General features: G+C 60.4%; 26 protein-coding genes. 11 read left to right on the top strand and 15 right to left on the bottom strand.

Translation table 11 applies throughout. From position 1 onward, the window contains the following. Positions 1-39 precede the first annotated feature (39 nt). The 4 genes from GA0061103_RS25835 (at position 40) to GA0061103_RS25850 (ending at position 4050) form a co-directional block, all read left to right on the top strand. Complete coding sequence (locus tag GA0061103_RS25835) at positions 40-1008, top strand: aliphatic sulfonate ABC transporter substrate-binding protein (RefSeq protein ID WP_092716226.1); 969 nt, start codon at positions 40-42, stop codon at positions 1006-1008. A 194-nt stretch (positions 1009-1202) separates the two neighbouring features. Further along, complete coding sequence (gene ssuD / locus GA0061103_RS25840) at positions 1203-2378, top strand: FMNH2-dependent alkanesulfonate monooxygenase (protein WP_092716503.1); 1176 nt, start codon at positions 1203-1205, stop codon at positions 2376-2378. A gap of 24 nt (positions 2379-2402) precedes the next feature. Then, positions 2403-3239: an aliphatic sulfonate ABC transporter permease SsuC gene (gene ssuC / locus GA0061103_RS25845; RefSeq protein ID WP_092716227.1), complete on the top strand. Its 837-nt coding sequence runs from the start codon at positions 2403-2405 to the stop codon at positions 3237-3239. 10 nt (positions 3240-3249) lie between these two features. Then, positions 3250-4050 (top strand): ATP-binding cassette domain-containing protein, encoded by an 801-nt coding sequence (locus tag GA0061103_RS25850; protein WP_092716229.1) that lies wholly within the window; start codon positions 3250-3252, stop codon positions 4048-4050. Here GA0061103_RS25850 and GA0061103_RS25855 read toward each other — a convergent pair. The 4 genes from GA0061103_RS25855 to GA0061103_RS25870 form a co-directional block, all read right to left on the bottom strand. Then, positions 4047-4523 (bottom strand): SRPBCC family protein, encoded by a 477-nt coding sequence (locus GA0061103_RS25855; protein WP_092716231.1) that lies wholly within the window; start codon positions 4521-4523, stop codon positions 4047-4049. The genes GA0061103_RS25850 and GA0061103_RS25855 overlap by 4 nt on opposite strands. Beyond that, positions 4520-4864 (bottom strand): ArsR/SmtB family transcription factor, encoded by a 345-nt coding sequence (locus tag GA0061103_RS25860; RefSeq protein ID WP_092716232.1) that lies wholly within the window; start codon positions 4862-4864, stop codon positions 4520-4522. Before GA0061103_RS25860 ends, GA0061103_RS25855 begins: the two co-directional genes overlap by 4 nt. After that, a complete protein-coding gene (locus GA0061103_RS25865) occupies positions 4857-5549 on the bottom strand; it encodes a glutathione S-transferase family protein (RefSeq protein WP_092716234.1) in 693 nt (230 codons plus the stop codon). Before GA0061103_RS25865 ends, GA0061103_RS25860 begins: the two co-directional genes overlap by 8 nt. A 129-nt stretch (positions 5550-5678) precedes the next feature. After that, positions 5679-6503: a methyltransferase domain-containing protein gene (locus GA0061103_RS25870; RefSeq protein WP_092716236.1), complete on the bottom strand. Its 825-nt coding sequence runs from the start codon at positions 6501-6503 to the stop codon at positions 5679-5681. Between the two features lie 149 nt (positions 6504-6652). Between GA0061103_RS25870 and GA0061103_RS25875 the strand changes: the two genes are divergently transcribed. Further along, complete coding sequence (locus GA0061103_RS25875) at positions 6653-7378, top strand: DUF2270 domain-containing protein (RefSeq protein WP_092716238.1); 726 nt, start codon at positions 6653-6655, stop codon at positions 7376-7378. 45 nt (positions 7379-7423) lie between these two features. Here the strand turns inward: GA0061103_RS25875 and GA0061103_RS25880 are convergent, their stop codons facing one another. From GA0061103_RS25880 to GA0061103_RS25895, 4 genes are all read right to left on the bottom strand, one after another. Beyond that, positions 7424-7690 (bottom strand): usg protein, encoded by a 267-nt coding sequence (locus tag GA0061103_RS25880; RefSeq protein ID WP_075850725.1) that lies wholly within the window; start codon positions 7688-7690, stop codon positions 7424-7426. 186 nt (positions 7691-7876) lie between these two features. Then, positions 7877-8707 (bottom strand): ABC transporter permease, encoded by an 831-nt coding sequence (locus tag GA0061103_RS25885; protein ID WP_092716240.1) that lies wholly within the window; start codon positions 8705-8707, stop codon positions 7877-7879. Then, entirely contained in the window at positions 8704-9507 is an 804-nt protein-coding gene (locus GA0061103_RS25890; protein WP_092716242.1) for an ABC transporter permease, read from the bottom strand. The genes GA0061103_RS25885 and GA0061103_RS25890 overlap by 4 nt, the downstream gene beginning before the upstream one ends. 118 nt (positions 9508-9625) lie before the next feature. Next, positions 9626-10408 carry a lysine/arginine/ornithine ABC transporter substrate-binding protein gene (locus GA0061103_RS25895; protein WP_092716244.1) on the bottom strand — a complete coding sequence of 261 codons (783 nt, stop codon included), beginning with the start codon at positions 10406-10408 and terminating at the stop codon, positions 9626-9628. Positions 10409-10778: 370 nt separating this feature from the next. On the opposite strand from GA0061103_RS25895, the gene GA0061103_RS25900 reads away from it, so the two are divergent. Then, positions 10779-13277 carry an OmpA family protein gene (locus GA0061103_RS25900; protein WP_092716246.1) on the top strand — a complete coding sequence of 833 codons (2499 nt, stop codon included), beginning with the start codon at positions 10779-10781 and terminating at the stop codon, positions 13275-13277. A 48-nt stretch (positions 13278-13325) separates the two neighbouring features. On the opposite strand, the gene mobB is transcribed toward GA0061103_RS25900, so the two are convergent. Genes mobB through GA0061103_RS25915 form a run of 3 tightly spaced genes read right to left on the bottom strand, consistent with a single transcriptional unit; the run spans position 13326 to position 15425 of the window. Beyond that, entirely contained in the window at positions 13326-13856 is a 531-nt protein-coding gene (mobB, locus tag GA0061103_RS25905) for a molybdopterin-guanine dinucleotide biosynthesis protein B (RefSeq protein ID WP_092716248.1), read from the bottom strand. Then, positions 13853-14503: a molybdenum cofactor guanylyltransferase MobA gene (gene mobA, locus GA0061103_RS25910; RefSeq protein WP_092716249.1), complete on the bottom strand. Its 651-nt coding sequence runs from the start codon at positions 14501-14503 to the stop codon at positions 13853-13855. The genes mobB and mobA overlap by 4 nt, the downstream gene beginning before the upstream one ends. Positions 14504-14513: 10 nt before the next feature. After that, on the bottom strand, positions 14514-15425 hold the full coding sequence (locus GA0061103_RS25915; RefSeq protein WP_092716251.1) for a DMT family transporter: 912 nt from the start codon (positions 15423-15425) through the stop codon (positions 14514-14516). A gap of 335 nt (positions 15426-15760) precedes the next feature. Here GA0061103_RS25915 and GA0061103_RS25920 point away from each other — a divergent pair, with 335 nt between their 5' ends. Further along, positions 15761-18310 (top strand): methyl-accepting chemotaxis protein, encoded by a 2550-nt coding sequence (locus GA0061103_RS25920; protein WP_092716253.1) that lies wholly within the window; start codon positions 15761-15763, stop codon positions 18308-18310. Between the two features lie 103 nt (positions 18311-18413). Here the strand turns inward: GA0061103_RS25920 and GA0061103_RS25925 are convergent, their stop codons facing one another. Both GA0061103_RS25925 and moaA read right to left on the bottom strand, forming a co-directional pair. Continuing rightward, positions 18414-19166: an MBL fold metallo-hydrolase gene (locus GA0061103_RS25925; protein WP_092716255.1), complete on the bottom strand. Its 753-nt coding sequence runs from the start codon at positions 19164-19166 to the stop codon at positions 18414-18416. Between the two features lie 20 nt (positions 19167-19186). Further along, complete coding sequence (gene moaA, locus GA0061103_RS25930) at positions 19187-20236, bottom strand: GTP 3',8-cyclase MoaA (protein ID WP_092716256.1); 1050 nt, start codon at positions 20234-20236, stop codon at positions 19187-19189. 133 nt (positions 20237-20369) lie between these two features. Here moaA and GA0061103_RS25935 point away from each other — a divergent pair, with 133 nt between their 5' ends. Both GA0061103_RS25935 and GA0061103_RS25940 read left to right on the top strand, forming a co-directional pair. Further along, positions 20370-20744, top strand: a complete 375-nt coding sequence (locus GA0061103_RS25935; RefSeq protein WP_092716505.1) for a gamma-butyrobetaine hydroxylase family protein — start codon at positions 20370-20372, stop codon at positions 20742-20744. A 32-nt stretch (positions 20745-20776) separates the two neighbouring features. Further along, positions 20777-21976: a low temperature requirement protein A gene (locus tag GA0061103_RS25940; RefSeq protein ID WP_092716258.1), complete on the top strand. Its 1200-nt coding sequence runs from the start codon at positions 20777-20779 to the stop codon at positions 21974-21976. Here the strand turns inward: GA0061103_RS25940 and GA0061103_RS25945 are convergent. Then, a complete protein-coding gene (locus GA0061103_RS25945) occupies positions 21970-22455 on the bottom strand; it encodes a MarR family winged helix-turn-helix transcriptional regulator (RefSeq protein WP_092716260.1) in 486 nt (161 codons plus the stop codon). The two genes, GA0061103_RS25940 and GA0061103_RS25945, sit on opposite strands and share 7 nt — an antisense overlap. 45 nt (positions 22456-22500) lie before the next feature. Here GA0061103_RS25945 and GA0061103_RS25950 point away from each other — a divergent pair, with 45 nt between their 5' ends. Together GA0061103_RS25950 and GA0061103_RS25955 are read left to right on the top strand one after the other, a co-directional pair. Further along, positions 22501-23466 carry an alpha/beta hydrolase gene (locus tag GA0061103_RS25950; RefSeq protein WP_092716261.1) on the top strand — a complete coding sequence of 322 codons (966 nt, stop codon included), beginning with the start codon at positions 22501-22503 and terminating at the stop codon, positions 23464-23466. 56 nt (positions 23467-23522) lie between these two features. Then, complete coding sequence (locus GA0061103_RS25955; RefSeq protein WP_092716263.1) at positions 23523-24131, top strand: pyridoxamine 5'-phosphate oxidase family protein; 609 nt, start codon at positions 23523-23525, stop codon at positions 24129-24131. 54 nt (positions 24132-24185) lie between these two features. Here GA0061103_RS25955 and GA0061103_RS25960 read toward each other — a convergent pair whose 3' ends face one another. Continuing rightward, positions 24186-25253: a GGDEF domain-containing protein gene (locus GA0061103_RS25960; protein WP_092716265.1), complete on the bottom strand. Its 1068-nt coding sequence runs from the start codon at positions 25251-25253 to the stop codon at positions 24186-24188. Positions 25254-25340: the final 87 nt, after the last annotated feature.

Here is a 25340-nt window from a genome sequence, read left to right on the forward strand (position 1 = left end):
AGCGGAAGCGCCGAGGCCTTATGAATAAGGGGATCTTCGATGATTTCGCGCAGACAGACACTCGGCCTTCTCGGGGCTACGGCGGCGGCCTTCGCGTTGCCTTCCATCCGGCCGGCGCGGGCGGCGACCGCGACGACGCTTCGCATTGGTTGGCAGAAGAATGGCGTATTGGCTTTGGCGAAACGCAAGGGAGCGCTCGAAAAGCGACTGTCCGATCGTGGCATCTCCGTCGAATGGTCGGAGTTCACATCCGGCCCGCCATTGTTGGAAGCGCTCGGCGCCGGAGCTCTGGATTTCGGCGCCACCGGCGATGTGCCGCCGCTCTTTGCCCAGGCCGCCAATGGCAACTTGCTCTATGTCGGCCTTTATACCGGCAGCCCGGAAAGCTCCGCCATTCTCGTGCGCAAGGATTCGCCGATCCAGACGCTTGCCGATCTCAAGGGAAAGAAGGTTGCCTTCAAGCGCGGTTCCAGCGCCCATAATGTCACCGTCAAGGCACTGCGCAAAGGCGGGCTGGCGGTCGGCGATGTTCAGGCGCTCGATCTTGCGCCGCCGGACGCCTCAGCGGCTTTCAAGACCGGTGCCATCGATGCCTGGTCTATCTGGGACCCCTATCTTGCAATCGCCGAGGCGGACCCGGACACACGCATCCTGACGACGGCGCGAGGTATCGTCGATTCCTTCAGCTATTTCCTGGCGAACGGCGATTTTACCAAGGATAATCCGCAGGTCGTCGTCGATGTTATCGACGAGTTGGCAAAGGTGGGCGTCGCGGCGCAAAAGAATCTGGACGACACGGTTGCTGCACTCTCCGAAATCACCGGCGTTCCGGCCGATGTGACGCGGGTGACGCTGACGCGTCCGGGTGCCGATCTCGGCGGAGTCTCGACCATCACCGATGCGGCGGTGTCGTACCAGCAGGGATTGGCCGACGAATTCTACAATCTCGGCATTGTCCCGAGGAAGCTCAACGTCACGGACATCGTCTGGCGGCCAAAGGCGAGCTGAGGCTAACGACGAGCTGCAGATTTAGCCTGCGCCCCAAGCACTACGGGTGCGGGCTTTATCAGCAAAAATATTTCGTCAAACACCGGCGATTTGAAAATCTATATTGTCGATATAATCGATAGTCTATGCCACTATCCAGATCGAGCATCGGGAAGTGGCTCCCGACCACGCGCATCCAGAAGGCAGGAAGCTTCATGACCGCGACCGCAAAACCCATCGATTTCCTCTGGTTCATTCCGACCTCCGGCGACGGCACCTATCTCGGCACGACCGATCTCAACCGTGGGCCGGAGATCGGCTATCTCCAGCAGATCGCGCAGGCGGTCGATCGGCTTGGCTATACCGGCGTGTTGCTTCCGACAGGTGTCTCCTGCGAAGAGTCTTTCGTGACGGCGGCCGCACTTTCGGCGCATACGCAGAAGCTGAAGTTCCTGGTTGCGATCCGCCCGGGTACGGCGTCGCCGGCTTATTATGCGCGCCTTGCTTCGACACTCGATCGCGTCTCGAATGGTCGCGTGCTGCTCAACATCGTCGTTGGCGGCAGCCCGGCGGAGCTGGCCGGTGACGGCATTCATCTCGAGCATGACGAACGCTATGCCCATGCCGATGAATTCTTCCATGTCTGGGAGGAGTTATTGGAGACGGGGTCGTCCACCTTCGAGGGCAAGTATATCAAGGCGACCAACGCAAGGCTCGGCCTGCCGCCGGTGCAGGCACCGCGCCCGCCGCTCTATTTCGGCGGCTCTTCCGATGCCGGTATCGAATTCTCGGTCGGTCGCGTCGACAAGTATCTGACATGGGGCGAGCCGCCGGCGCAGGTTGCTGAGAAAATTGCAAAGGTGCGGGCCGCCGCCGCCAAGCGTGGACGCGAGGTCAGCTTCGGCATCCGCCTGCATTTCATCGTCCGTGAGACGGATGAGGAGGCGTGGGCAGCGGCCGACAAGCTCATTTCGAAGCTCGATGACGAGACCATCCGCGAGGCGCAGGAACAGTTCGTCAAGCAGTCCGATTCGGTCGGGCAGAAGCGCATGGCGGCGCTGCATGGCGGCCAGCGCGACAAGCTGGAAGTGTCGCCGAACCTGTGGGCCGGCGTCGGGCTGGTCCGTGCTGGTGCCGGTACGGCTCTGGTCGGTTCTCCCAAGACGGTTGCCGCAAGGCTGCGCGAATATCAGGAGCTTGGCATCGAAACCGTGATCGGCTCCGGCTATCCGCATCTGGAAGAAGCCTATCGTGTTGCAGAGCTTCTGTTCCCCGAACTGGGATTGAAGCGTGATGAGCAGCGTGCCGGGTTCCGCAACGAGTTCGGCGCCAAGCAGATTTTTGCCGGCGGCAGCCATGGCGGCAATCTGAAGGTCGTTTCCGGCTCGTAACGCCAGCTCAAAAGGGAGATCCCCATGTCGGCATTCGACACGTCCTTCGTCCGCGTCGGCTCGGAGCGCCGCGCACGCTCGGCCAAGGCGGCTCGGCAGGCCATCTCGTTGCAGAGATTCCTGCCCTTCCTGCTGCCAGTCGTCGTCATTGCGGCATGGCAGCTCGGCTCCTCGTTCGGCTGGATCTCCACCCGCATCATGCCATCGCCGGCGGCTGTCGTGGTCGCCTTCTGGCAGACCACGATTTCCGGGCAGCTGCCGAACAATATCCTCGTCAGCGCCGGTCGCGCTTTTGCCGGCCTGCTGGTCGGCGGTTCGATCGGCTTTCTGCTCGGTATCGCCAACGGAGTCTCGCGGCTGTCGGAACAATTGACCGATACGACGCTGCAGATGCTGCGTACTATTCCGCACCTTGCCATGGTGCCGCTCGTCATTCTCTGGTTCGGGATCGGCGAGGAATCCAAGCTGTTCCTGACCGCGCTCGGCGTGCTTTTCCCGATCTATCTCAACACCTATCACGGCGTGCGCAATGTCGACCGCGGCCTGATCGAGATGGGGCGGGTCTATGGCATGAGCAACTGGACGCTGTTCCGGAAAGTCATCTTCCCCGGCGCGCTTCCGTCCATTCTCGTCGGCTTGCGTTTTGCCCTCGGCATCATGTGGCTGACGCTGATTGTGGCTGAATCGATCGCCGCATCGTCAGGCATCGGCTACATGGCCAACAATGCCCGCGAGTTCGGCATGACCGATGTCGTCGTCCTGACGCTGGTCATCTATGCCATCCTCGGCAAGCTTGCCGACGTCGTCGCACGGGTGATCGAGCGCAGAGCCTTGCGCTGGAACCCGGCCTATCAGAATTGAGGAATCTGCCATGAGCGCCATCGCGATAGATCGTCCACGGGCAGAGACTGCAAATATCACGCCGCAGGTTGCGGGTGCCGCTGCCATCCATATCAAGGGCCTGGAGAAGAGCTTTGGCAACAACCGTGTCCTGCGCGGCATCGATCTCGATATTCCTGCCGGGCAATTCGTCGCCGTCATCGGCAAGAGCGGCTGCGGCAAGAGCACGCTGCTGCGCATCCTGATGGGGCTGGAAGAGCCGAGCGCGGGCCACCTGCGCTTCGAGGCGGCCGATGGCAGCGACGCGCAGCCGAATACGCGCATCGTCTTTCAGGAGCCGCGCCTGCTGCCCTGGTTTTCCGTCGCTGATAATGTTGCGGTCGGTCTCGGTGATGGCGTGCCGCAGGATATTTCGCGGAAGGAGACCGCTGCCGTTCTTTCCGAGGTGCAGCTGGCAGAGAAAGCGGGCGAGTGGCCCTCAAGCCTTTCCGGTGGCCAGAAGCAGCGCGTGGCGCTTGCCCGCGCGCTGGTCAGCAAGCCCGGTATCCTCGCGCTCGATGAGCCGCTTGGCGCATTGGACGCGCTGACCCGCATCAGCATGCAGGAATTGCTGAACCGCGTCTGGCGAGAGCTCGGCTTTACCGCCGTGCTCGTCACGCACGACGTCAGCGAAGCCGTGCATTTGGCCGATCGGGTCGTTGTGCTGGATGAGGGCAGGATCGTGCTCGATCTTGATGTTCCCTATCCGCATCCCCGCCGCCACGGCAATCCGGCCTTGGCAGAGCTCGAAGGGCAGCTGCTGGCGGCAATTCTGGGTGACGCACGGAGTTAATTCGGCCTGCTGTCGTCTCCCTCGACGTAGAGCCTGAGATTGTCGAAACCGATTTCCGTGCCCATGAGGCGCGAACCGTTGTCGCTGTAGCCGTCGAGAAAGACAACCTGTTCGACGAAGATCATCTTCGTGCCGCCGGGCTCCGCAGCAAAGTTGACCGTTGCCAGCGACACGGAAATTCTGACGTTATCGAGCATCATGTCGAAGGCATAGATGAAGCGCTGGTTCTGGACGACATCGATGTAGCGCGCCTGATACGCATGAACGACACCGTCCGGGGAGGCGACACGGTTGCTTTCGCTGCCTCCCGTGCGGAAATCAAGCTGAGATTCCAACGGTTTCCAGTCTTCATGACAGCCGAACCATTGCCGCTTGTGCTCGGGGATTGCCCAGGCATTGAAGACCTTCGGCAGCGGCGCCTTGAAATGGCGTTCTATGGTGATGGTCGTGTGTTCGGTCGATCGTTCGCTCATTCGTCTGTCGTCTCCGTCGATGTCTCTGCCAGAAACAGGTCGAGCCGGTCGAAGGCCTGGTTCCAGGATGCCTTGTGCTCGGCGATCCATCGCTCGACGGATGCCAGCGCTTCCTTGCGCAGGTGATAGGTGCGCACCCGGCCAGCCTTTTCCGACAGCACCAGCCCGCTCGTCTCCAGCACCTGCAGATGTTTCATCACGGTCGGCAGCGCCATGTCGAGCGGCTGCGCCAGTTCGGTCACGGAAGCAGGACCGCGGCCCAGCCGGTCGATCATGCCGCGCCGACTCTGGTCTGATAGGGCCTGGAACATCCGGTCGAGTGCCTGTGTCTCCTCAAGCATTCGGCTTTTCCGGCCGGAACTGAGTCGGCAGTTTCTCGCTGTACGGATAAAAATGGAAGTAGGGCATGGCTTCCTTGAGCACGCGCGCAAAGGACGGGCGGTCGAGGAGGCGCTGATAATAGGCCTTCAGCCGGCCATGCTCTTCGCCAAAGGGAACGAGCGTCTCGGCATAGAATAGGGCTGGTGCGGCGGCGCAATCAGCCATGGTCAGGCTATCGCCGGTGATCCAGATTTTTCCGTCCAGCTGCTTTTCGATCATTCCATAGGCGGTGCGTAGCAGTGACTGCGCTTCGGCTACGCTCTGCGAGCTCCGATTCTCGTCTGTACGGCGCACGTCCGCGACGATCGCTTGCATCGGCTCCTGCACATATAGGTCGAAAAAGCGATCCCAGAGCCGGACGCACAAGGCATCCGAAATTTCGGTCGGCAACAGCTGCGTTGTGCCGGGATAATGCCGGTCGAGATATTCGATGATGATGCTGGTTTCGGGAACGGTGCTGTCGAGTGCTTCGTCACGCAGGACTGGAAACTTGGCAAGAGGCCAGAGGCGTATCAGTGAGGCGCGCGATTCCGCATTGCCGAGATCGATGATGCGGCTTTCGAACGGTGTCCCGTTTTCATAAAGCGCCATCAGAACCTTATGGCAGAACGAGGCGAGGGGATGCTGATAGAGAATAAGGGACATGCGGCGACCTTTCCTATATGAAGGCTCGATCTGAAACTTATCTGAATGGCTAAGTATCAGCTCGTTGGTCACGGCGCAAGAAAATGGTTATCCAAATGGATAACTATTTTCCATACGGCATGTTTCGTCTCAATCGGCAATCAGGCGCGCAATGACCAGATGGCCCGGCGTCGGCTGGCCATCTTCCATGCGGACGTTGATATCGGTGATCTCAATGAGTTCGAAGCCGGTCGCTTTCAGCCGTTCGCGCACATAGGCTTCCGAATGGGCGAAGCGCTGATGCACGCCGACCATATAGGGGCGTCCGGCCATGGTCGCTTCAGGCAGGGTTTCGGAGGAGAAGATGAAGAGACCGCCCGGCGTCATGTTTTCGGCGGTGCCGAAGAAGAGGGGCTCCAGCGCGCCGAGATAGGGCAGAACGTCAGTCGCGGTGATCAGATCGAAGGCATCCTCATCATTGTCGTCGAGGAAGTCCTCGACTTCGGCGACGAAGAGCGTTTCGTAGATGTCCTTTTCATGGGCGACTTCGACCATGTTCTCGGAAATGTCGATGCCGGTGATATCCTCGACGATATCGCGCAGCGTACCGCCCGTCAGGCCCGTGCCGCAGCCGAGGTCGAGCATGCGCTTGAAGGGGCCGAGGCCGAGCGCCTGCAGGCGCTGACGTACGAGAACCGGGACGTGATAGCCGAGCTGCTCCACCAGCACGTCTTCGAAAACCTCGGCATGCTGGTCGAACAGGGTTTCGACATAGGCGTCCGGCGCCTTGACCGGCGTTTCGCCGCGTCCCATCGAGGCGATGCGAACGGCTGCGCCGCCATGATCCTCCGGGTCGAGGGCCAGCACCTTTTCATAGGCCCGCACGGCAGCGTCGATATCGCCCGCCTTCTCCAGCGCCAAGGCCTGGTTATAGGCTTCCGCCAGCGCGTCTTCGTCGATCTTCTTCTTTGCCATGATTACAGGCCCTTCCTTTTGTCACGGAGGCATTAAGACGCTTGCTCAGCTTTTGCAATGCTTGCCGCACAGGCGCAGAATATCGCCTTCGGCAAAGGCGAGTTGGGGGGCGCTATCCGGATAGAACAATAAATAAGGGAGGAACGACAATGGACACCGAATTGACTGCGCCGAACCAGGCAGGTGGCGCGGCGGAGCGCGCGCGTCCCGCCTTGCCGGCAACGTCGGCCGAGGTCACCAATACATTGACCCATTACTACCGGGGCGAACTGGGACGGATGACCAGCTGGCGCGATCGCATCGACCGGACGTCGAACTGGGCAATTACGGTAACCGCGGCTCTGCTTTCCGTATCGCTGTCGACACCGACGTCGCATCATGGCGTGCTGTTGTTCGGTATGATGCTGATCACGCTTCTGCTCATGATCGAAGCGCGTCGATATCGCTTCTTCGATGTCTACCGCTCGCGGGTGCGGCAGCTGGAGCGGCATTATTTTGCACAAATCCTGGCGCCGCAAGCCGAGCTTACCTCCGACTGGGCGCTGCCGATCGCCGCCAGCCTGCGATCGCCTCGGCTGCTCCTCAGTCATGCCGAGGCGGCGCAGCGGCGGCTGCGGCGCAATTATTGCTGGATGTATGCGATCCTGTTGCTTGCCTGGATTCTGAAAATCTCGACGCCAAGGCTTCAGACCGATGGCCTGGCGCGGGAGCTGGCGCATTCGTGGAACTATATCGTTGACAACGCGGCCCTTGGACCGATGCCCGGCTTCATCGTCATCATCCTTGTTGCGGCCTTCTATGCCGCCATTCTTTACGGCACGCTCCATCGCGGGCCGGATGACGGGGATTTCGTGCATGGCGAGGCGCATGTCTGAGGACGTCCGGTCGCTGCTCAGACGATGTTTGCCCCTGCCTGATGTCTAGTGCAGGATGAATTCGCCCTTTACGGCGCGCCATTCGGTCGCTGAAATCAGCTTGCGATGGACATAGCGCACGGAATGGAGCGGCCCGTCCAGCGTTTCCTGCCAGAATTTCAGGAAGCCGCGCATTTCGGGAAAGTTCGGGGCGAGGTCGTAGTCCTGCCAGATATAGGTCTGGAGAAATTGCGGGTGATCGGGCAGGCGGTAAAGAATCTGTGCCGTCGTCAACCCATAACCCTGCAACTGCTTTTGCATGTCGTCGTGCATGAGCTTTCTCTTTCCGTTCCCATTTTTTCGTGACTCATGGTCACAGAGATATGGAAACAGCTGATGGTAAACTCAAGCTTTACAAAACTGTCATGAAGGAAATTTATTCACAGAAATCAATGTGTTGGCAGCGATGATGCGAGAGTGCTGCCAAAGGCGGCGCTTCAAACGCCGCCTTTTATCAGATCAGCGCTTGAGATGTCGGGTCAGCCGGCCTTCCATCCGCGCCCAGCCGTTGCGCATGAGTTCGACGATCACCAGATAGAAAATCGCTGCCCAGAGATAGATCTGGTAATCATAGGTGCGTGAGAACGCATAGCGGGTCTCGCCCATCAGGTCGTAGACCGTGATGATGGAGACAGTGGCCGAGCTCTTGATCAGCAGGATGATCTCATTGCCGTAGGGACGCAGTGCGACGATGAGCGCCTGTGGAATGATGATCTTGCGCAAGGCGATCCATGTATGGATACCGAGCGCGCTTGCTGCTTCCGTCTGGCCCTTCGGCACGCTCTGAATGGCGCCGCGGACGATTTCCGTCTGATAGGCTGCCGTGTTCAGCGTCATGGCGAAGACGCCGCAATAGAAGGGGTCCTTGAAGAACCACCAGAGGCCGATATCCTCGAAGAACCAGCGAAAACTCGGGAAGCCGTAATAGACCATGAAAATCTGAGCCAGCAGCGGCGTGCCGCGGAACAGATAGACATAGCAATAGGTCAAGGTGCTCAGAACCTTGTTGCTCGACATGCGGGCGAAGGCCAGCGGTATCGACAGGATCGCGCCTAGGATGAAGGATGTGGCGACCAGCTTTACCGTGATCCAGAGGCCATGCAGAAGCCGAGGCCCATAGGTCTGGAGCTTGTCGACATCCCAGCCGGTGACGATCATGGCTATCAGGGCGATGCCGAGAATGGCCCACAGGGTCAGGAAGAAATAGCCCGCCATGGCGGATTTGGACACTTTCCTGGCCGTTTTTGGCGGCGCAGGCTGCGCCGCTATCAGAACTTCGGCATGGCTCATCGACGAACCTCCGCGCGTTTGGCCCATCGATCGAGATAGAAGAGGCCGATCGAAGAGATCACGGCCAGAGTCAGATAGAAGAGGCAAGCGATAGAATAGAAGGTGAAGGGCGCCTTTGTGGAGCGAACGGCAATGCCCGTCTGCCGGATGATATCGGCAAGACCGATGATCGACACATAGGATGTATCCTTCAACAGATTCATCCAGAGATTTCCGAGATTCGGCAGGGAAATGCGAACGAGCTGCGGTATGATGATCAGCCGCATGGTGCGCACGCGGTGGAAGCCGAGAGCATCGCCCGCCTCATACTGGCCCTTCGGTATCGCCTTGAAGGCCGATAGCAGCACTTCCGAGCAGTAGGCCGAGAACACGATCGCCAGCGCGATCATGCCGGCCGCGAAGGCGTTGATCTCGATCGGACCGTCATAGCCGAATTTGGCAAGTACCGACTGCAGCAGGATCTGCATTCCGTAGTAAATGATGAAGAGCGTCAGCAGCTCCGGCAGGCCACGGAAAATCGTCGTAAACACGCCGGCAGCAAGCCGCAGCGACTTTTCTTCCGATTGCTGCGCGAGTGCGACGAAGAAGCCGATGACCAGCCCGAGCGGCAGCGTCGCGACAGAGACGGCTATCGTAACCTTCAGGCCGCCGGCCAGTTCATCTCCCCAGCCGGTATCGCCGCAGGCCAGCATCGTGTTCTGGAAGAACACACTGAACAAACCGGCCGGACCACACAATGGGTCAAAAATCGTAGTCAACCAGGTCCAAAACGAACCGAGGGCGGAAAACAATCCGCTCATGCTGTATTTCCCCTAGCGGCTTTTGCCGCGTTTCTGCTTATATTCTTCTCGTTGTCAAACAAAAACGGCGGAAGAGCAAGCTTCCGCCGTCATCTTTTCCCAGGGAATCGACGGGCGATCAGTCGCCGTAGACGTCGAAATCGAAGTACTTGTCCTGAATCTTCTTGTAGGTGCCGTCGGCGCGGATCGCAGTGATCGCGGCGTTCAGCTTGTCCTTGAGGGCTGTATCGCCCTTGCGGATAGCGATACCGGCGCCGGCGCCGTTGACGACCGGGTCGATCTTCAGCGTGCCGAGCATCTTGCAGCAGCTGCCGGCATCCGACTTCACCCATTCCGACAGCACGACGACGTCGTCGATGGCGGCATCGATACGGCCGTTGCCGAGGTCGAGCTTGTATTCGTCGGCCGACGGATAGAGCTTCAGCTCGGCGTCCTTCAGGTGGACGGTCGCGTAGTTGGCGTGCGTCGTGGAGGACTGTGCACCGATGGACTTGCCCTTCAGGGCTTCATCGGTCGCTTCCTTGATGGTCGAATCCTTCGGAACGGCGATCGCCGGCGGCGTGTTGTAGATCTTGTTGGTGAAGTCGACGATCTTCTCGCGTTCCGGCGTGATCGACATGGACGAGATGATGGCGTCGAACTTCTTGGCCTGCAGGGCCGGAATGATGCCGTCGAAATCCTGATTCACGAAGCTGCACTTGACCTTCATCTGATCGCAAAGCGCATTGGCTATATCAATGTCGAAGCCGACGAACTTGCCGCCTGCTTCCAGCGATTCGAAGGGCGGGTAGGTCGCGTCGGTGCCGAAGACGATCGTGTCGCCGTCGGCAAGCGCCGCGCCGGCGACGAGCGACATCGCGGCAAAGGATGCGGCGGCAAAAAGACGAGTGGAGATGCGCATATTGACCCTCTCTGTTGGTGGCCGGCAGCCCATTATTGTTTTTGGCAGACGGCTCGAGTGGAGCGGGCCGGTGGCCCGCCTTGCGGCGATATTCGTACTTTTTTTCTGGAAAATGCAACTGGAATTACGAAGGCAACCCGCCTTTGCGCAATGCCGCCGCAATGCAGGCCCGCCACAGGGAAACCTGAACGAAAACCATCCACTGCGTTCAGCCAGGGTTAATTGCGGCAACCTAATAGTGCGGGAACATATAGCGGCCTGCCGCGATTCAGCCTCATGAGAACCGAAAATTGGCCGGGATCTTGGGGCAATCGCCTTGCCCGCTGAGATTCGCAATTCGGCGGACAAAGATCATAAGAGGAGACCCCATATGGGAAAGCGATCCAGACTATTTGCCAGCGCCGCGTTTCCGCTGCTTTCGCTATCGCTCGCCTTCGAGCCGGCAGCAGCGGCGGCGCTTCGCGAACAGCCCATCGCACCGCTGAACAACGGCATCGGCGATGCGGCCGCGATGGCTCCCAACGCCAGTTTCGAGGTGGCGCAGCAGGAAGCGCCGGCAGCTCAGCCCGATGAAGAGCAGCTCAAGCACAAGAAGCCTGCCGAAGGCGGAGAGGGCCAGAAGCATCAGGGTGGCGGTGAGCAGCAGCACCAGATGAAGCAGGCCGAGCCGGAAGGCGAGCCGCAGCAAAAGGCGCCGAAGCAGCAACAGCCGGAAGCCCAGCCGCCGAAGGCCGAGCGTCAGCAACCTGCAGAGCAGGAGCAGCCGAAGCCGCAGAAGCAGCAGCCGGCTGCAGAGGCTCCGCCCGAGCCGAAGAAGCAGCGCCAGCAACCGGCCGAAGAGCCACAGGCACAGCCCGAAGCCAAACCGCAGCCAAAGGCTGTCGCTCCCGAGGCACAGCCAGAGGCACCGCAGCCGAAGCCGCAGGCAAAGCAGCCGGAAGCCAAGCAACCGGCCGAAGCGCCGCAGCCGAAGGTAGAGCAGCAGCAACCTGCTACGGAAGCGCAGCCGGAAGCCAAGCCCGAGCCGAAGGCCAAGCCTGGTGCGAAGGTGCAGCAGCCGGCGCCGGCTGAGAAGCAGGCTCCTGCCGCCAGCGAACAGCCGAATCAGGAGGCTCAGCCTGGAAAGCAGGCGCAGCCGGAACAGAACACCCATCCCAAGCAGCAAGGTCAGACCGAGGCTCCGGCAAAGCAGCCCGCCGAGCAGCCGCCGGCACCGGCCGGTGAGCCCGCCCAGGGACATAAAGCACAGCCGGGAACGCAGGCGCAGCCTCAGACACAGGCACAGCCCGAAACGCAGCCCGGAACGCCGGCGACACCTGGCGCCCAGCAGGGGCAGAAGCAGGGTGGGGACAAGACCCACGGCAAGCAGCCGCAGAACCAGCAGCAGGGCGAGCAGCCCGCCGTCAATCCGCAGCAGCCGGCCCAGCAGGGCACGCCGCAAGGACAGCCCGCCCAGGCTGGCAACCCGGCGGCGCCGCAGCCTGGCAAGCAGCAGCCGGCCAATGGTGCCGCGACGCCGGCTCAAGGTGGTGCAACGGCTCCCGCCGCCAACGGCAATGGCCAGCAGGCTGGCGAAATCCAGGTGCCTCCGGCCGAGCAGGTTTCGCCGCAGGAACTGGAGCGCCGCAAGAAGATTGCCGAGAACCCGGCTTCTGCCAACGGCCCGGTCATCCTGCCGGTTGAAAACGGCAGCGCGGTTCTCGACAGCCAGAAGGGCGCGGTTCGCCGAGGCGATCACCTGAACAACGGTCAGAACCCCGGCGCTCCCGGCGCGCAGGGTGGTCGCGGGCAGGCCGGCCAAGGCCAGGGCCAGAATGGACAGGCGCAGAACGCGCCCGGCCAGCAACCGCCTCCGGCTTATACCAAGCCGCCGACATCCGATGCCGAGGCTCAGCGTGTCACAGGTGGCGGCCAGGCGCAGCCGCCGGTGAAGATCGAAGCCGTGACCAGCGAGCAGGGTCGCCGTATCGATCGCCGGCCGGACTTCGCCCCGCCGCAGGGAACGACGGTCCAGACCATCATCAATCAGGACAACCGGACCATCGTGAATGTCGACAACACCTATGTCGTTCGTCACGATGACAGCGAGCGTTTCATTCGTGGCGGCGAACGGCCGGTCTACGAACAGTTGCCGCGTGACCGCTATCGCGAGACGATCGATCAGCCAGACGGCGATCGCGTCGTCACGATCCGCAACCGCTACGGCGACATCATCCAGCGCTCGCGCATCGACGCCAGCGGCCGCGAATATGTGCTGTTCTACTCGCCGGAGCTGGAAGATCGTCCCGACAATGACGACTACTTCCGCGATCCGGGCGATAGCCTGCCGCCGATGCGACTGCTCATTCCGCTGAGCCAGTACATCATCGACACGGCATCGAACCGCAATGCCGACTACTACGACTTCCTGCGCGAGCCGCCGGTCGAGCCGGTCGAGCGTATCTATTCGGTCAACGAAGTCCGTTATTCGGCTCGTATCCGCGACAAGATCCGCCGTATCGACCTCGATACCATCACCTTCGCAACGGGCAGTGCCGACATTCCGATGTCGCAGGCGAGCACCCTGCGCGGTGTCGCCGACGGCATATCGAAGATCGTCAAGCGTGATCCGACCGAAACCTTCCTGATCGAAGGCCACACGGATGCCGTCGGCTCGGCCGAGAGCAACCTGATCCTGTCGGATCGCCGCGCCGAATCGGTCGCCAACGTGCTGACGGATGTCTACGGCATTCCGGCCGAAAACCTGGTCACCCAGGGCTATGGCGAGCAGTATCTCAAGGTGAATACGCTCGGACCGTCGCAGGAAAACCGCCGCGTCACCATCCGCCGCATCACGCCGCTGGTGCGCCCGGTTGCGTCCAATCAGTAAGCATTGGCTACATTCAGAGCAGGGGCCGCCGGGAAACCGGCGGCCTTTTTATTTCGTCGGTTTGCCGAGGCCAACTTTCGCAGCGATGAAATCGGCGATGGCGAGAGTGTCGTTGAGGTCGAAAACGGCGAGAGGACCGGTGTCTTCCACCGGATGGTCGGCGGCGATGGCGACGATGTGAGGGTCCTGTGGGGCGAGCGGCTCGCGATTTGCCGCTTCCAGCCGGCGGGCTTCGATCTTCGGTATGGGTTCGCGCTTGTAACCCTCGATCAGAACGAGGTCGCAAGGGGCAAGACGCGCCAATATTTCTTCGAAGCTCGGTTCGGGCGCGCCGCGCAATTCGTGCATGATGGCATAGCGCGTGCCGGAGACGATGGTGACTTCATGCGCGCCCGCCTCACGATGGCGAAAGCTGTCGGTGCCGACCTTGTCTATATCGAAATCATGATGTGCGTGCTTGATGGTCGAGATCCGGTAGCCGCGCTGGGTGAACTCGGTGACCAGCCGCACGGCGAGCCCTGTCTTGCCGGAATTCTTCCAGCCAGCAATGCCGAAGATCTTGGGCCGAGATTTCGTCATGACCTGCTTTCCAAAGCTGCCAGCCATGCCTCCGCTTCGGCGAGATCGGCTGGTGTATTGATGTTGAAGAAGGGATCGAGAGGCCCGATCGCCGTTTCGATCGCGGGAAATTCCACCTGCCGCACCTTATGCCGGGCGAGGAAATCTCTTACGCGCCGCTTGTCGTCGGAGACGATCCATCGCTCCAGATCCGCGGCGGCGGAGACGGGCCAGAGACCGAAAACAGGATGATCCTGGCCGAGCGATGCTGCAATGGCAATCTCATCAGGGCCGTGAATGACGCGAGCAAGGTGCGTGACAAGATCGGGAGGAAAGAACGGGGTGTCGATGGGGATGGTGGCGACATGCGAGGTCTCTCGGTAACGCGACTGCGCATCCTGCAGCGCGGCGAGCACACCTGCGAGCGGCCCCAATTTACCGGGAATTCTATCCGGAATAAGCCGCATCCCCATGGCGTCTGGCCAATCGGCATCCGCATTCAGCGCGATCGGTTTGCGCTGTTGTTGCCCAACCTTCGACGCGATGCGAGCGAGCAAGCTTTCACCGCCAAGGAGTGCAAAGGCCTTGTTTGCGCCCATGCGGCTGGAACGGCCTCCCGCAAGCAGAACGACGGGAATATCTTCGGGATTGGGGATGAAGTCGGACATGATTGCGACCTCAGGCGGGAACGCGGGGTTCTGATTCCTGCGCGATGGGCTCGGCCGCCCGCCGTTTGCTTTCGCGATAGAAAGTATAGATGCCGGAAGCGATGACAACAGCAGCGCCGAAAACAGACCATCCGTCCGGCACTTCGCCAAAGGCGATCAGTCCGAGCAGGGCCGACCAGATGAGACTGAGATAGCGGAATGGTGCGACGAAAGAGATTTCGCCCGTGCGCATGGCCAAGATGACGCTCTGGTAGCCGATCAGCACCAGGACGGAGGCCAGCAGGATCTGCAGAAGCGATGTCGTGCTCACCGGCTGCCAGCCGCCGAAGGGGACGATGCACAATGCTCCGAATATGGAAATGGAAATTGCGGTGCAGAGCGTGACCATCAGCGACGGCACGTCCTTGTCGATGCAGCGTGTCGCCAGATCGCGGGCGGCGGTCGCAAACATGCAGGCGATAGCAAGGAGGGCCGCGGTCGTGAACCCGTCCCGGCCAGGCCTGATGATGATCAGCACGCCGACGAAGCCGACGGCAATGGCCGTCCATCGCCTCCATCCCACAGGCTCCTTAAAAAAAATCATCGCGCCAAGCGTCACGGCAAGCGGCACGGCCTGCTGGATGGCGGAGGCATTGGCGATGGGCATCATTCCAAGAGCCGTGATATAGGTTGCTGCCGCCAGAGCTTCGCAGGCGATGCGCAGCGCAATCATCGGCTGCAGAATGACGCGCCAATTGCGCAGGGCGCCCATTCTACGGGCGAGCAGATAGACGAAAAAAGTCGTGAACAAGCCGCGGATGAAGATGATCTCGCCTGCGTTCATCGTGGCGATGACCGTCTTGGACAGCGCATCGCTGCAGGAGAAGCCGGCCATGGAGGCCGCCATGAAGAGCGCGCCCTGCGTATTCTTGGTCAGTCGCATGAGAAAGGTGAGTCCCCCGATATACCCATTTGGATTAGCGCCGTTTTCGGCAAATTGGAATCGACTGTGCTTTGACTGCAGTTGAATTCGATTGTGCGGTGCGGCGAAATTGCTGCGAAAGAAGGTTGGTTTTTCGCGTAATGGTCGCGAAATGATACGGCGGTTGTAATTTTTTTGCCAATGCGAAGGGTTTCGGGCAGGCGATTAATCCTTATTCAATCTTATTTCCCGAGGCTCACAGCGGTTTTGCATGAGGCAGAAGCACCTACCGCAGCGCAGCAGGAATGACGATCCCGCCTTCGCTGGAGATTTTTATAATCCAGTTGAGGCGCCGCATGTTTTTCATTGATCGTCTTTTGCAAGGCCGCAGGATTGTCACCAAAGTCCTTATTTTCGTGGTGCCGCTGGTGGTTCTCATCGCCGGTGTTGGCCTGGTCGGCTACCACACCGCCAATATTTTGAATGGTCATATGACCGTGACGCGCGCCACGATCGAAAATATCAGCGATTTCGAAAACCTGCAGGCGGCGCTGCAAGAATTCACCGGCTCGCCTTCGGAAGAGACGCGCCAGGCACTGGCCGACAAGATCGACGCGCAGGAACAGGGTGTCCGTCGCTTGAGCGGGCTGCTCAGCGACGATCAGCGCGCCAAAATCGTTCCGGTCACCGAGCTTGCCGCCAAGATGCGCACGCAGGAAGCCACGCTCTGGTCTATCAAACAGAAGCAGGACGGTGACGTCGAAGCCATCCGGAAAGCGGTGCAAAACGTCGAGGCGACCGCCAAGGCCGCCGGCAAGCAGATCGACATCATTCGCAAGGATTTCAGCGACAAGGAAACCTTCGCCAAGGAACTGCTTTATGATGCCGCAGCCTACAAGGGCCTGTCGGAGAAGATGAGCAATCTGCGTATTCAGGTGCAGATGGCAGCCGATTCCACCGAAGAGATTTCAGACGCGCGTACCTATGCGGACGCGATTCTGAAGCAGGTGACAGTCTCCAAGGCACTGGTTTCCAAGCGCGGTGCCAGCCTCGTCGCCAATGCCTCCGATGCCGCCGACAAGCTCGATGCGGTCTTGAAGGGCTCCGGCACGCCCGACCAGAAGGTCGAGGCCATGGGGCCGATCCTGCAGAGCTTCGTCAAGATCGAGGGCGATATGACCCTTCAGTCTGCCAAGAACAGCGATACGGCCGCCGATCGTTTCGTCAGCCTGGACAAGATCATTGATGGCCAGAAAGAGCTTCTGGATCACGTCGACCAGGCGCTCGGCCTCGTCGATCGCCTGACGCTGCATGCCTCGCGCATGGAAAATGTCCGCGATGCTGCATCGCGCGAGCCTGTGATTGCGGATCTCAAGGATCTGCAGAGCGTTGCTGCCAGGATCTCGGAACTCGGCCAGACCAACGCCACCATGCGTGATTTTGCGGCACACATGAAGCCGCTGATCGACGGCCTGACCAATGGATCGGCCGATCTGCTGCAGACGGCGGCCGATTGGAAGACGACGCGTGTTCAATCCAACGGCCTTCTTGCCGATGCGATGACTTCGCTGCGCGGCTTCGTCGCCCAGGCGCAGGAACTCGGCAAGGAAGACAGCGAGCGCTCGGCCAATGTCTCGGTCATCGCCATGATCGTCGGCACGCTGCTTGCCATCATCGGTGGCCTCATGCTCGTGGAAACCCTGCGTGGTCCGCTGAAGCGCGTCGCCGACGTGATGACGCGCCTTGCAAGCGGCGACCTGGAAGTCGCGATCGACGGCCGCAATCGCGGCGACGAGATCGGCGACATGGTGCGCTCTGTCAGCGTCTTCCGTGATGCCGCCCTCGAAAATGTCCGGCTGGAGCGAGAAGCCGAAAGCGCCCGCGCGCTCTCTGCCGAAGAGGCTGCCCGACGCGCCGCTGAGCGCGCCCGTATCGAAGCCGAGCAGAAACAGGCGCTCAATGCACTGGCGGATGTCCTTTCCAAGCTTGCCGACGGTAATCTGGAGGAGGGCATGCGCGAAGATCTTTCCGCAGACTTCGTCGAAATGGCCTTCACCTACAATCACGCCGTCGAGGCTCTTCGCGAGACCCTGACGGACGTTCGCTACACGGCCGAGGAAATCAAGGGTGGCACCGGCAACCTTGCCATGTCGGCCGACGATCTGGCGCGGCGCACCGAGCAGCAGGCGGCCGCTCTCGAGGAAAGCTCACGGGCACTGCATCGCCTCAGCGACGTCGTGCGCTCGACGGCCGATCGTGCCCGACAGACGGCAAGCTCCGTCAACGAAACGCAGGCCTATGCGACGCAGTCGGGCGAAGTGGTTGCCAAGGCTGTGGGCGCCATGAGCGAGATCAACCGTTCCTCCGAGAAGATCGCGACGATCATCGGCGTCATCGACGAGATCGCCTTCCAGACCAACCTCTTGGCGCTGAACGCCGGCGTCGAGGCTGCTCGTGCCGGCGAGGCGGGCCGTGGCTTTGCCGTCGTCGCCCAGGAAGTGCGCGAATTGGCGCAGCGTTGCGCCAATGCGGCAAAGGAGATCAAGGGCCTGATTTCGGCAAGTTCTGCCCAAGTGCAGAATGGCGTTCATCTGGTCGAGCAGACCGGCGCGGCGCTTGCGGAGATCATCAACCACGTTACTGGGGTCCAGAGGCTGGTTGCCGATATTTCGTCTGCCACCACCGAACAGTCGACCGGTATCGAGGAGGTGACGCGCGCCGTGTCCGAGGTGGAGCTGATCACGCAGCGCAATGCGGCCATGGTCGAGGAGAACAATGCCGAGATCCACGGCCTGCGCCAGCGCGTCGACATGCTCTCCGAGAAGATCGACCGCTTCCGCACCGGCGATGGCGAGGCGGATTACACAGGCTACAGCAATGCGGATGCTCGTTATCGCGCAGCATAAAGCGGTACTTTAGATAAAACTTATAACCGATTGATGCGCTGGGCCAATGGTTCGGCGCATTTTGATTGAAGCTTACTGTCGCAATCACGGCGTTGCGGACGAATTACCGGCCGAGATTAAGCGTTTCACCATCGGCGGGGATTAACAGGCGCGACGGATCGAGACCACTTGCGTCTGCGGTTTGACGAAGATTTTGGCGCGTGACGGTCGCGTGATCGAGCGCTTCCATATGGGTTGCGATGATGGTCGCTTGCGGTGCGAGGCGGCTGACTTCGAGTGTCTGCTTGTCATCCATGACGATTAGGTCACCATCCCAGCGGGCGCCGCAGGAATGGGTGATGATGATATCGGGTGAGACCTGCCGGATCGTCTCGACGACTGGCGGATAAAGCACGGTATCGCCGGACCAGTAGACGATGGGCTCGCCTGACGCTTCCAGGGTGAAGCCGATGACCGGCCCCATTTTTTCCACCACCGGGCCAACGCCGTGGCTGCCCTGCCGCGGCGTGATCGTCAGTCCCTGCCAGACGGTCGATTGTGTGAGGGGCGTGACGTTCGTGAAGCCGGCGTCACGGATAGTTCCTTCGTCGCCGGGTTGGCAGAGGATTGGCAACGATTTTGGCACTCGCTCCTTCGCGACGGCATCGAAATGATCGGTGTGCAGATGAGACACGATCACCAACTCGACACCTTGGAGAATGTCGTCGATCGAGCGCGGCAGTTCCGTCATCGGGTTGGGAGAGCGGCCGGTGAAGGACGGGAGACTGTGGCGCGGTGCAAAATACGGGTCGATCAGCAGCACATGGCCGCCATAGGCGATCTTCAGCGTCGCGTTGCGAAGGAGCTCAAGCTGCATGTTGATTGTCCGGGTTTCGGTTAGCCGCCGGTGACGCTCATGTGGCGCGCGACCGCTGGGCGGTTGTGCGTGCGGTCGATGATAAAGTCATGACCTTTCGGCTTGCGGGTAATGGCTTCGTCGATTGCGGCATGGAGCAGGGCATCGCTCTCGCTGGCGCGCAGCGCGGTGCGCAGGTCGGCCGCATCGTTCTGCCCCAGGCACATATAGAGCGTGCCCGTGCAGGTGAGCCGCACGCGATTGCAGCTCTCGCAGAAATTATGGGTCATCGGCGTGATGAAGCCGAGGCGGCCGCCGGTTTCGGCGATTTCGACATAGCGGGCAGGGCCGCCCGTCTGGTAGGGAATGTCGGTCAGCGTGAACTGACGTTCGAGATCGGCGCGCAACTGGGAAAGCGGCAGGTATTGATCGGTGCGATCCTCGTCGATTTCGCCCATGGGCATGGTCTCGATGACGGTCAGATCCATGCCGCGACCGTGCGCGAACCGCAGCAGGTCGGGAATTTCGGTATCGTTGAAGCCTTTGAGTGCGACGGCATTCAGCTTGATCTTCAGGCCGGCTTTCTGCGCTGCGTCGATGCCTTCCATCACCTTGGAGAAATCTCCCCAGCGGGTGATCGCGCGGAATTTGTCGGGATCCAGCGTATCGAGCGAGACGTTGATGCGCCTGACGCCGCTCTCGTAAAGCTCGTCGGCATGGCGGGCGAGCTGAGAACCGTTCGTCGTCAGGGTCAATTCGTCGAGCGCACCATTCTGCACGCTCTCACCGAGTTTGCGGACCAGAAACATGATGTTCTTGCGTACCAGAGGTTCGCCCCCGGTGAGCCTGATCTTGCGCACGCCCTTGGCGATGAAGGCGGAACAGAGCCGGTCGAGCTCTTCGAGCGTCAGCAGATCCTTCTTCGGCAGGAAGGTCATGTGCTCGGCCATGCAGTAGGTGCAACGGAAATCGCAGCGATCGGTGACGGAAACGCGCAAATAGGTGACCGCGCGCCCAAAGGGATCGATCATCGGGCTTGTATCCGCTGCCAGCGGCGAGGCGCCGCCTATCGTACCGACAATGCTATTCACTCAAATCTCCATCACACTGCTAATGTGTGCATAGGCGATTGTTGCGTCAAGGAAAATGCCTTTCAATTATGCTTGCGTGTGAACGTGTGGCGGCATAATTCTCGGAAAGACACTGAAAGGCATGGGAAAATCGATGAGTGACGTTTGGCCGACCGAATTACGGGTCTCGAAGGATCGCCATCACCTCATGGTGACGTTCGATAATGGAGCGAGCTTCGACTTGCCGGCCGAGATGCTGCGGGTGCTGTCCCCCTCCGCGGAGGTCCAGGGACACGGACCGGGACAAAAGGTTACCGTGCCGGGTAAGCGCGATGTCGGCATCATGTCCATGACGCCGACCGGCAACTATGCTGTCCGCATCGGCTTCGACGACATGCACGACACAGGCATTTTCACATGGTCCTATCTGCGCGAGCTTGGAGAAAAGGGCCAGGAGCTTTTCGCGGCCTATGAGGCCGAATTGAAGGAAAAGGGTCTCAGCCGCGATCCGGTTGGAAAGCCGCACTAGAAAATCTCCAGTAACGGACAGGGGGCGCAAGCATGATCCTTGGGGGTAGGGAAAACTGGCTTCGCGCCAAGGGCAGCAAGAACGAGAGCAAGGTCTCCTTCGTCGAGCTGTTTTTCGATCTGGTCTTCGTTTTCTCGATCTCGCAGCTTGCGCATGCGTTGGCCGAGCATTTCACCCCAATGGGGGCGCTCGAAGCCATCATGCTGATCTTTGCGGTGTGGTGGGTCTGGGTTTTCACCGCCTGGGTAACCAACTGGCTCGATCCGGATCGCATGCCGGTGCGTATCATGCTGTTTACGCTGATGTTTGCGGGACTTATCCTCTCTGCCGCCATTCCCGAGGCTTTTGGCGAGAAGGCGATTTTCTTTGCTGGCGCCTATGTCTTTATGCAGGTCGGTCGTTCGCTGTTCACCGTCTACGCCCTCAAGAATGCCAGCGCGGCCAACCATCGCAATTTTTTGCGCATCACCAGCTGGCTCGTTCTGTCCGGCATCTTCTGGATTTCAGGCGCCCTGATGGAGGGCGAAACGCGCATCATATTCTGGCTGATCGCGCTCATCATCGAATATGCGGCTCCGGCGCTCGGCTTCCGGGTGCCTGGGCTCGGCAAATCGACGACGGCGGACTGGGACGTGTCGGGTGCGCATCTGGCCGAACGTTGCGCACTTTTCATCATCATCTGCCTCGGCGAAGCGGTCCTGCAAGCCGGCAAGACCTTTGCCGAGCAGCCGGTGACGCCGCTGATCGTGGCGGTATTCATCACCGCTTTCATCGGCACGGTTGCTCTCTGGTGGATCTACTTTCAATTTGGGCATGAAAGAGCGGCTCATCGCATCGAGCATGACGACACGCCCGGCAGCCTCGCGCGACAGGCATTCACCTATGCGCATATTCCGATCCTCGCCGGGATTATCCTGAGCGTTGTCGGCGACGAATTCCTGTTCGCGCATCCCCGCGATGCGGCCGACATGCACGCCGCGGCCGCCGTTCTGGGCGGCCCGGCAGTCTTCCTGCTTGGAAATCTGTGGTTCAAGGGGGTGACCACCGGCCGGCCGCCGCTATCGCATATGGTGGGGCTCGCCGGGCTGGCACTGTTGCTCATCACCCTGCCGATGGTCGTGGTCTACCAGCTCGGCATTCTTGCGACAGCCGTACTCGTCGTCGTCGCGATCTGGGAATTCGCCTCGTTGAACAGGGTCGTTCCCTCGGCGCGTTCGACTGGCGATCATTGATCGCCAACGGGCTCCAGCGGTTCACGCTCTTCCTGTATCAATAGGCTGACGACGCGCTCCATATGCACGGTGATCGCTTCGCACTCTTCGATCGGCGCATCCGAGAGCATCCGGTCGATGAGCGCGGTCTGGATGGTCATGGCTTCCTCAGTTACGCGTCGCCCTTCCTCGGTCAGGTGGAGGCGGAGCACGCGCTTGTCGAGACGATCGTCGCGCCGTTCGATCAGTCCCCGCTTTTCCATCTGCGGCAAGAGCATGCTCATGTTGGAGCGGCCGACCAATAGCTTGCGGGCGAGTTCCTGCTGGGAAATCCCTTCAAAGCGAAACAGGTTGACGAGAATGTCGAGATGCGGCGGCTTGATGTCGAGATGCGCCAATGCCCGCCCGAGTGATTGTTGCATCAGCTGACAGGCGCGCGCCACGGCGATCCAGCTTCGAAAACGCGGATGGTCCCAGGGAAGGGATTGATTTTTGTTCATCGTTGTACTTTATTGTTCATAGTTGAACATTATTGGATTCCCACTATGCCATCCTTTGCGCTCAAGGTCACCCGGTCGGGTCTGTCCGGCCTCGAAAGGCTGTCTCCGCGGCTCGCCGGCAAGGCGGCTTTCCGACTTTTCTGCCTGACGCCATCGCGTCGCCCCCGTGGCTCGAAGGCCAAGGTGGCGCATATGGAGGGCAGGCAGCGTCTGCTCGCGGCAGAGCAGGTGCTGCTGCCATTTCCGGGCGGCCGTGCCATGGCTTACCGCTTCAATGGCGGAGCCAAGGGATCGCGCAAGCGCTATCTCGTGGTCCATGGCTGGGGTTCCAGCAGTGAATACATGTCCGAACTTGCTGCTTTTCTTGCCGATAGTGGGGCAGAGGTGATTTCCCTCGATCTTCCCGGGCATGGCCGCTCGGACGGGCGGTTCCTGAATATCCGCTTGGCCGTTTCCGCGATCGCAGCGGCGTCGGCCCGTTTCGGCGCCTTCGATGCCGCCATTGGCCATTCTTTCGGGGGGGCGTCGCTGGCACTGGCCTCCGCGGGTTTTCTGCCCGATGTGGATCCGTTGCGCGCAGGAAAACTGGTGCTGATCGGCTCGCCAAGCGCCATGGGTTGGCTGTTCAAGGATTTCGGCCGACTGATGCGCCTTGGTCCCGCGACACAAGCTGCACTGGAGGATGAGGTTCGCCGCGTCACAGGCAGGACGCTCGCCGCTTACGACCAGAAACGCGACATTCTCGATCCGGCACGGCCGGTCCTGGTCGTCCACGCCGAGGACGACAAGGAGGTGAGCGCGGACCACGCACGCACTTACGCCGCCGAAGGATCGCATGTGCGCCTTTTCTGGGCCAACGGCTTTGGGCATCGGCGCATCGTCAGCGCCGCGCCGGTGTTCGAGGCGATCGATGGCTTTCTGTCGGAAACCGTAAATCCCGAAAATCCGCTCGAAAATGGCGATGGGACGGTGCTATCGTTCTACCGAACTCCGCTGCGTCGCTCGTCGTAACAATGTCTGTGCCGCCCCGGATCTGAGTGGATTGCCACAGAGAAGCGTGAGGCCGCATGTACATCGTCACATCCGTCGAGGAACTGAAGCAGCTCTATGGTGACGCTGGCGAGGCGTCGATCACCAAGGTTACGAGCGTTCTGACACCGTTCTATCGCCGAATGATCGAAGCGTCGCCGTTCATGGCGCTGGCAACGGCCGGGCCTGAGGGGCTCGATTGCTCACCGCGTGGTGACTTGGGCGGAGTCGTTCGTGTCGAAAACGAAAAGACGCTGCTTCTGCCGGATTGGCGCGGCAACAACCGCGTCGACTCTCTTGCGAATATCGTGCGCGATCCGCGCATAGCGCTGATGTTTCTCATCCCGGGATCGAATACGACGATGCGGCTCAATGGTCGGGCAGTTGTCTCGATCGAGCCGGCCTTGCTCGACAGTTTCGAGATGGATGGCAAGCATCCGCGCTGCGTTGTCGTCATCACGATCGAGGAGGTCTATTTCCAGTGCGCGCGGGCGGTGATGCGGGCTGAGCTGTGGAATGCGGAACGGTTCGTCGACCCGGCGGACTTACCGAGCCCAGGCATGATGCTCAAGGCCGCAAAGGCGGATTTCGACCAGGAAACCTATGATCGCGAGGCGCCGGCGCGGGCGGCCAAGACGCTTTGGTAAACAAGCCGCCGGCATGCCTGGGAAAGCAGCGCCGGCGGTTGGTTGGCTTCGCTTCTAATTCTTGTAGATGAGCCAACTTTTGGTGAAGTCCTTCTGCATGCCGTCCTGATAGACGCTGCTGCAATTGCGGCCGGCATTCTTGGCGCAGTAGAGCGCCAGATCGGCCTTGTTATACAGCTCTCCCGAATCGGTTGCTTCCGAAGCCATACAGATGCCGAGCGAGAGGGTGATCGGACCATAGTCGACCCTGGTGCGGGAATTCTTGAATGGCGTCATCTGCAGCGTGCGGCGGATCCGCTCGCAGACCGTCGTGACGTCTTCGACGCTGGTTGCTTCCAGAATCAAGGCGAATTCTTCGCCGCCGATACGGGCAACGAAGACATCGCGTCGTACATTGGCGCGGATGATGGAGGCGACGGTCGCAAGGATCTTGTCGCCGACTGGATGGCCGAAGGTGTCGTTGATCCGCTTGAAATGATCGATATCGGCAAGTACCAGAGCGGTCGTCGGCCTGGTCAGCTGATTGTCGAAGATCGAGACCAGCCGGTCCTCAAAGGCGCGGCGGTTCGAAAGCCGGGTCAGTGCATCGGTATTGGCGATGCGCTTGTATTCGTCCAGTTCCTTGCGGACCAGCTCCATTTCCTGGCTGCGCTGAGCGACGTTCTCGACGGTCTTTTCCCCATGAGCCATGGTGTCGCCTGTTGCGGCGGCGAGCATGTCGATGGCGCCGCGCAGCAGTTCGGCGCTGTTGTGGCTCCTCGAACTTATGCTCTCACAGGTCTCGCCAAGCAGGCGATTGTAGCTCTGGAGCGTCGTCTGTTCCTGGCGCAAGGCACGCAAGACGGCATCCAGTTCCGTGGCCAGGCGGGCATGAGCATCATCAAAGACACGACCTGCGTGATGCGGGAAATATTTGGCGCCGATCTCATCCAGCTCTTCCTGGGTGGCGCTCTTGCCGAGAGCTGCCAGTTCACGGGTGAGAACGAGATTGGAGCCGATATAGGCTTCGTAGAAAAGTTCGTAATTGCGCGGAATAGGTGCGATCCCCATGGATCGCATGGCGTATGTAATCTGCCCTGCCACGTCGGGAATTTGCGCCTTGGGCGCAATCGCCGTACTCATCGGTGAGCTCCGTAACATGTATTGGTTAAATCCCTTCTTTATCTATACAAAGATTCTTTGAGAAAATATTAAGGACGTGATTATGAA

It is taken from the genome of Martinezella multihospitum, assembly GCF_900094585.1.
GTDB lineage: Bacteria > Pseudomonadota > Alphaproteobacteria > Rhizobiales > Rhizobiaceae > Rhizobium > Rhizobium multihospitium.

Excerpts from the sequence above, each read along its gene's own strand:
- mobB (WP_092716248.1), bottom strand. The coding sequence starts at position 13,856 with ATGACGAAATCTCGGCCCAAGATCTTCGGCATTGCTGGCTGGAAGAAT.
- GA0061103_RS25960 (WP_092716265.1), bottom strand. The coding sequence starts at position 25,253 with ATGAGTACGGCGATTGCGCCCAAGGCGCAAATTCCCGACGTGGCAGGG.
- GA0061103_RS25880 (WP_075850725.1), bottom strand. The coding sequence starts at position 7,690 with ATGCACGACGACATGCAAAAGCAGTTGCAGGGTTATGGGTTGACGACG.
- GA0061103_RS25915 (WP_092716251.1), bottom strand. The coding sequence starts at position 15,425 with ATGCGACTGACCAAGAATACGCAGGGCGCGCTCTTCATGGCGGCCTCC.
- GA0061103_RS25870 (WP_092716236.1), bottom strand. The coding sequence starts at position 6,503 with ATGGCAAAGAAGAAGATCGACGAAGACGCGCTGGCGGAAGCCTATAAC.
- GA0061103_RS25900 (WP_092716246.1), top strand. The coding sequence starts at position 10,779 with ATGGGAAAGCGATCCAGACTATTTGCCAGCGCCGCGTTTCCGCTGCTT.
- GA0061103_RS25865 (WP_092716234.1), bottom strand. The coding sequence starts at position 5,549 with ATGTCCCTTATTCTCTATCAGCATCCCCTCGCCTCGTTCTGCCATAAG.
- GA0061103_RS25925 (WP_092716255.1), bottom strand. The coding sequence starts at position 19,166 with ATGCAGCTTGAGCTCCTTCGCAACGCGACGCTGAAGATCGCCTATGGC.
- GA0061103_RS25875 (WP_092716238.1), top strand. The coding sequence starts at position 6,653 with ATGGACACCGAATTGACTGCGCCGAACCAGGCAGGTGGCGCGGCGGAG.
- GA0061103_RS25890 (WP_092716242.1), bottom strand. The coding sequence starts at position 9,507 with ATGAGCGGATTGTTTTCCGCCCTCGGTTCGTTTTGGACCTGGTTGACT.
- GA0061103_RS25950 (WP_092716261.1), top strand. The coding sequence starts at position 22,501 with ATGCCATCCTTTGCGCTCAAGGTCACCCGGTCGGGTCTGTCCGGCCTC.
- GA0061103_RS25945 (WP_092716260.1), bottom strand. The coding sequence starts at position 22,455 with ATGAACAAAAATCAATCCCTTCCCTGGGACCATCCGCGTTTTCGAAGC.
- GA0061103_RS25835 (WP_092716226.1), top strand. The coding sequence starts at position 40 with ATGATTTCGCGCAGACAGACACTCGGCCTTCTCGGGGCTACGGCGGCG.
- GA0061103_RS25895 (WP_092716244.1), bottom strand. The coding sequence starts at position 10,408 with ATGCGCATCTCCACTCGTCTTTTTGCCGCCGCATCCTTTGCCGCGATG.
- GA0061103_RS25850 (WP_092716229.1), top strand. The coding sequence starts at position 3,250 with ATGAGCGCCATCGCGATAGATCGTCCACGGGCAGAGACTGCAAATATC.
- GA0061103_RS25940 (WP_092716258.1), top strand. The coding sequence starts at position 20,777 with ATGATCCTTGGGGGTAGGGAAAACTGGCTTCGCGCCAAGGGCAGCAAG.
- ssuD (WP_092716503.1), top strand. The coding sequence starts at position 1,203 with ATGACCGCGACCGCAAAACCCATCGATTTCCTCTGGTTCATTCCGACC.
- GA0061103_RS25920 (WP_092716253.1), top strand. The coding sequence starts at position 15,761 with ATGTTTTTCATTGATCGTCTTTTGCAAGGCCGCAGGATTGTCACCAAA.
- GA0061103_RS25855 (WP_092716231.1), bottom strand. The coding sequence starts at position 4,523 with ATGAGCGAACGATCGACCGAACACACGACCATCACCATAGAACGCCAT.
- GA0061103_RS25885 (WP_092716240.1), bottom strand. The coding sequence starts at position 8,707 with ATGAGCCATGCCGAAGTTCTGATAGCGGCGCAGCCTGCGCCGCCAAAA.
- ssuC (WP_092716227.1), top strand. The coding sequence starts at position 2,403 with ATGTCGGCATTCGACACGTCCTTCGTCCGCGTCGGCTCGGAGCGCCGC.
- mobA (WP_092716249.1), bottom strand. The coding sequence starts at position 14,503 with ATGTCCGACTTCATCCCCAATCCCGAAGATATTCCCGTCGTTCTGCTT.
- GA0061103_RS25860 (WP_092716232.1), bottom strand. The coding sequence starts at position 4,864 with ATGCTTGAGGAGACACAGGCACTCGACCGGATGTTCCAGGCCCTATCA.
- GA0061103_RS25955 (WP_092716263.1), top strand. The coding sequence starts at position 23,523 with ATGTACATCGTCACATCCGTCGAGGAACTGAAGCAGCTCTATGGTGAC.
- GA0061103_RS25935 (WP_092716505.1), top strand. The coding sequence starts at position 20,370 with ATGAGTGACGTTTGGCCGACCGAATTACGGGTCTCGAAGGATCGCCAT.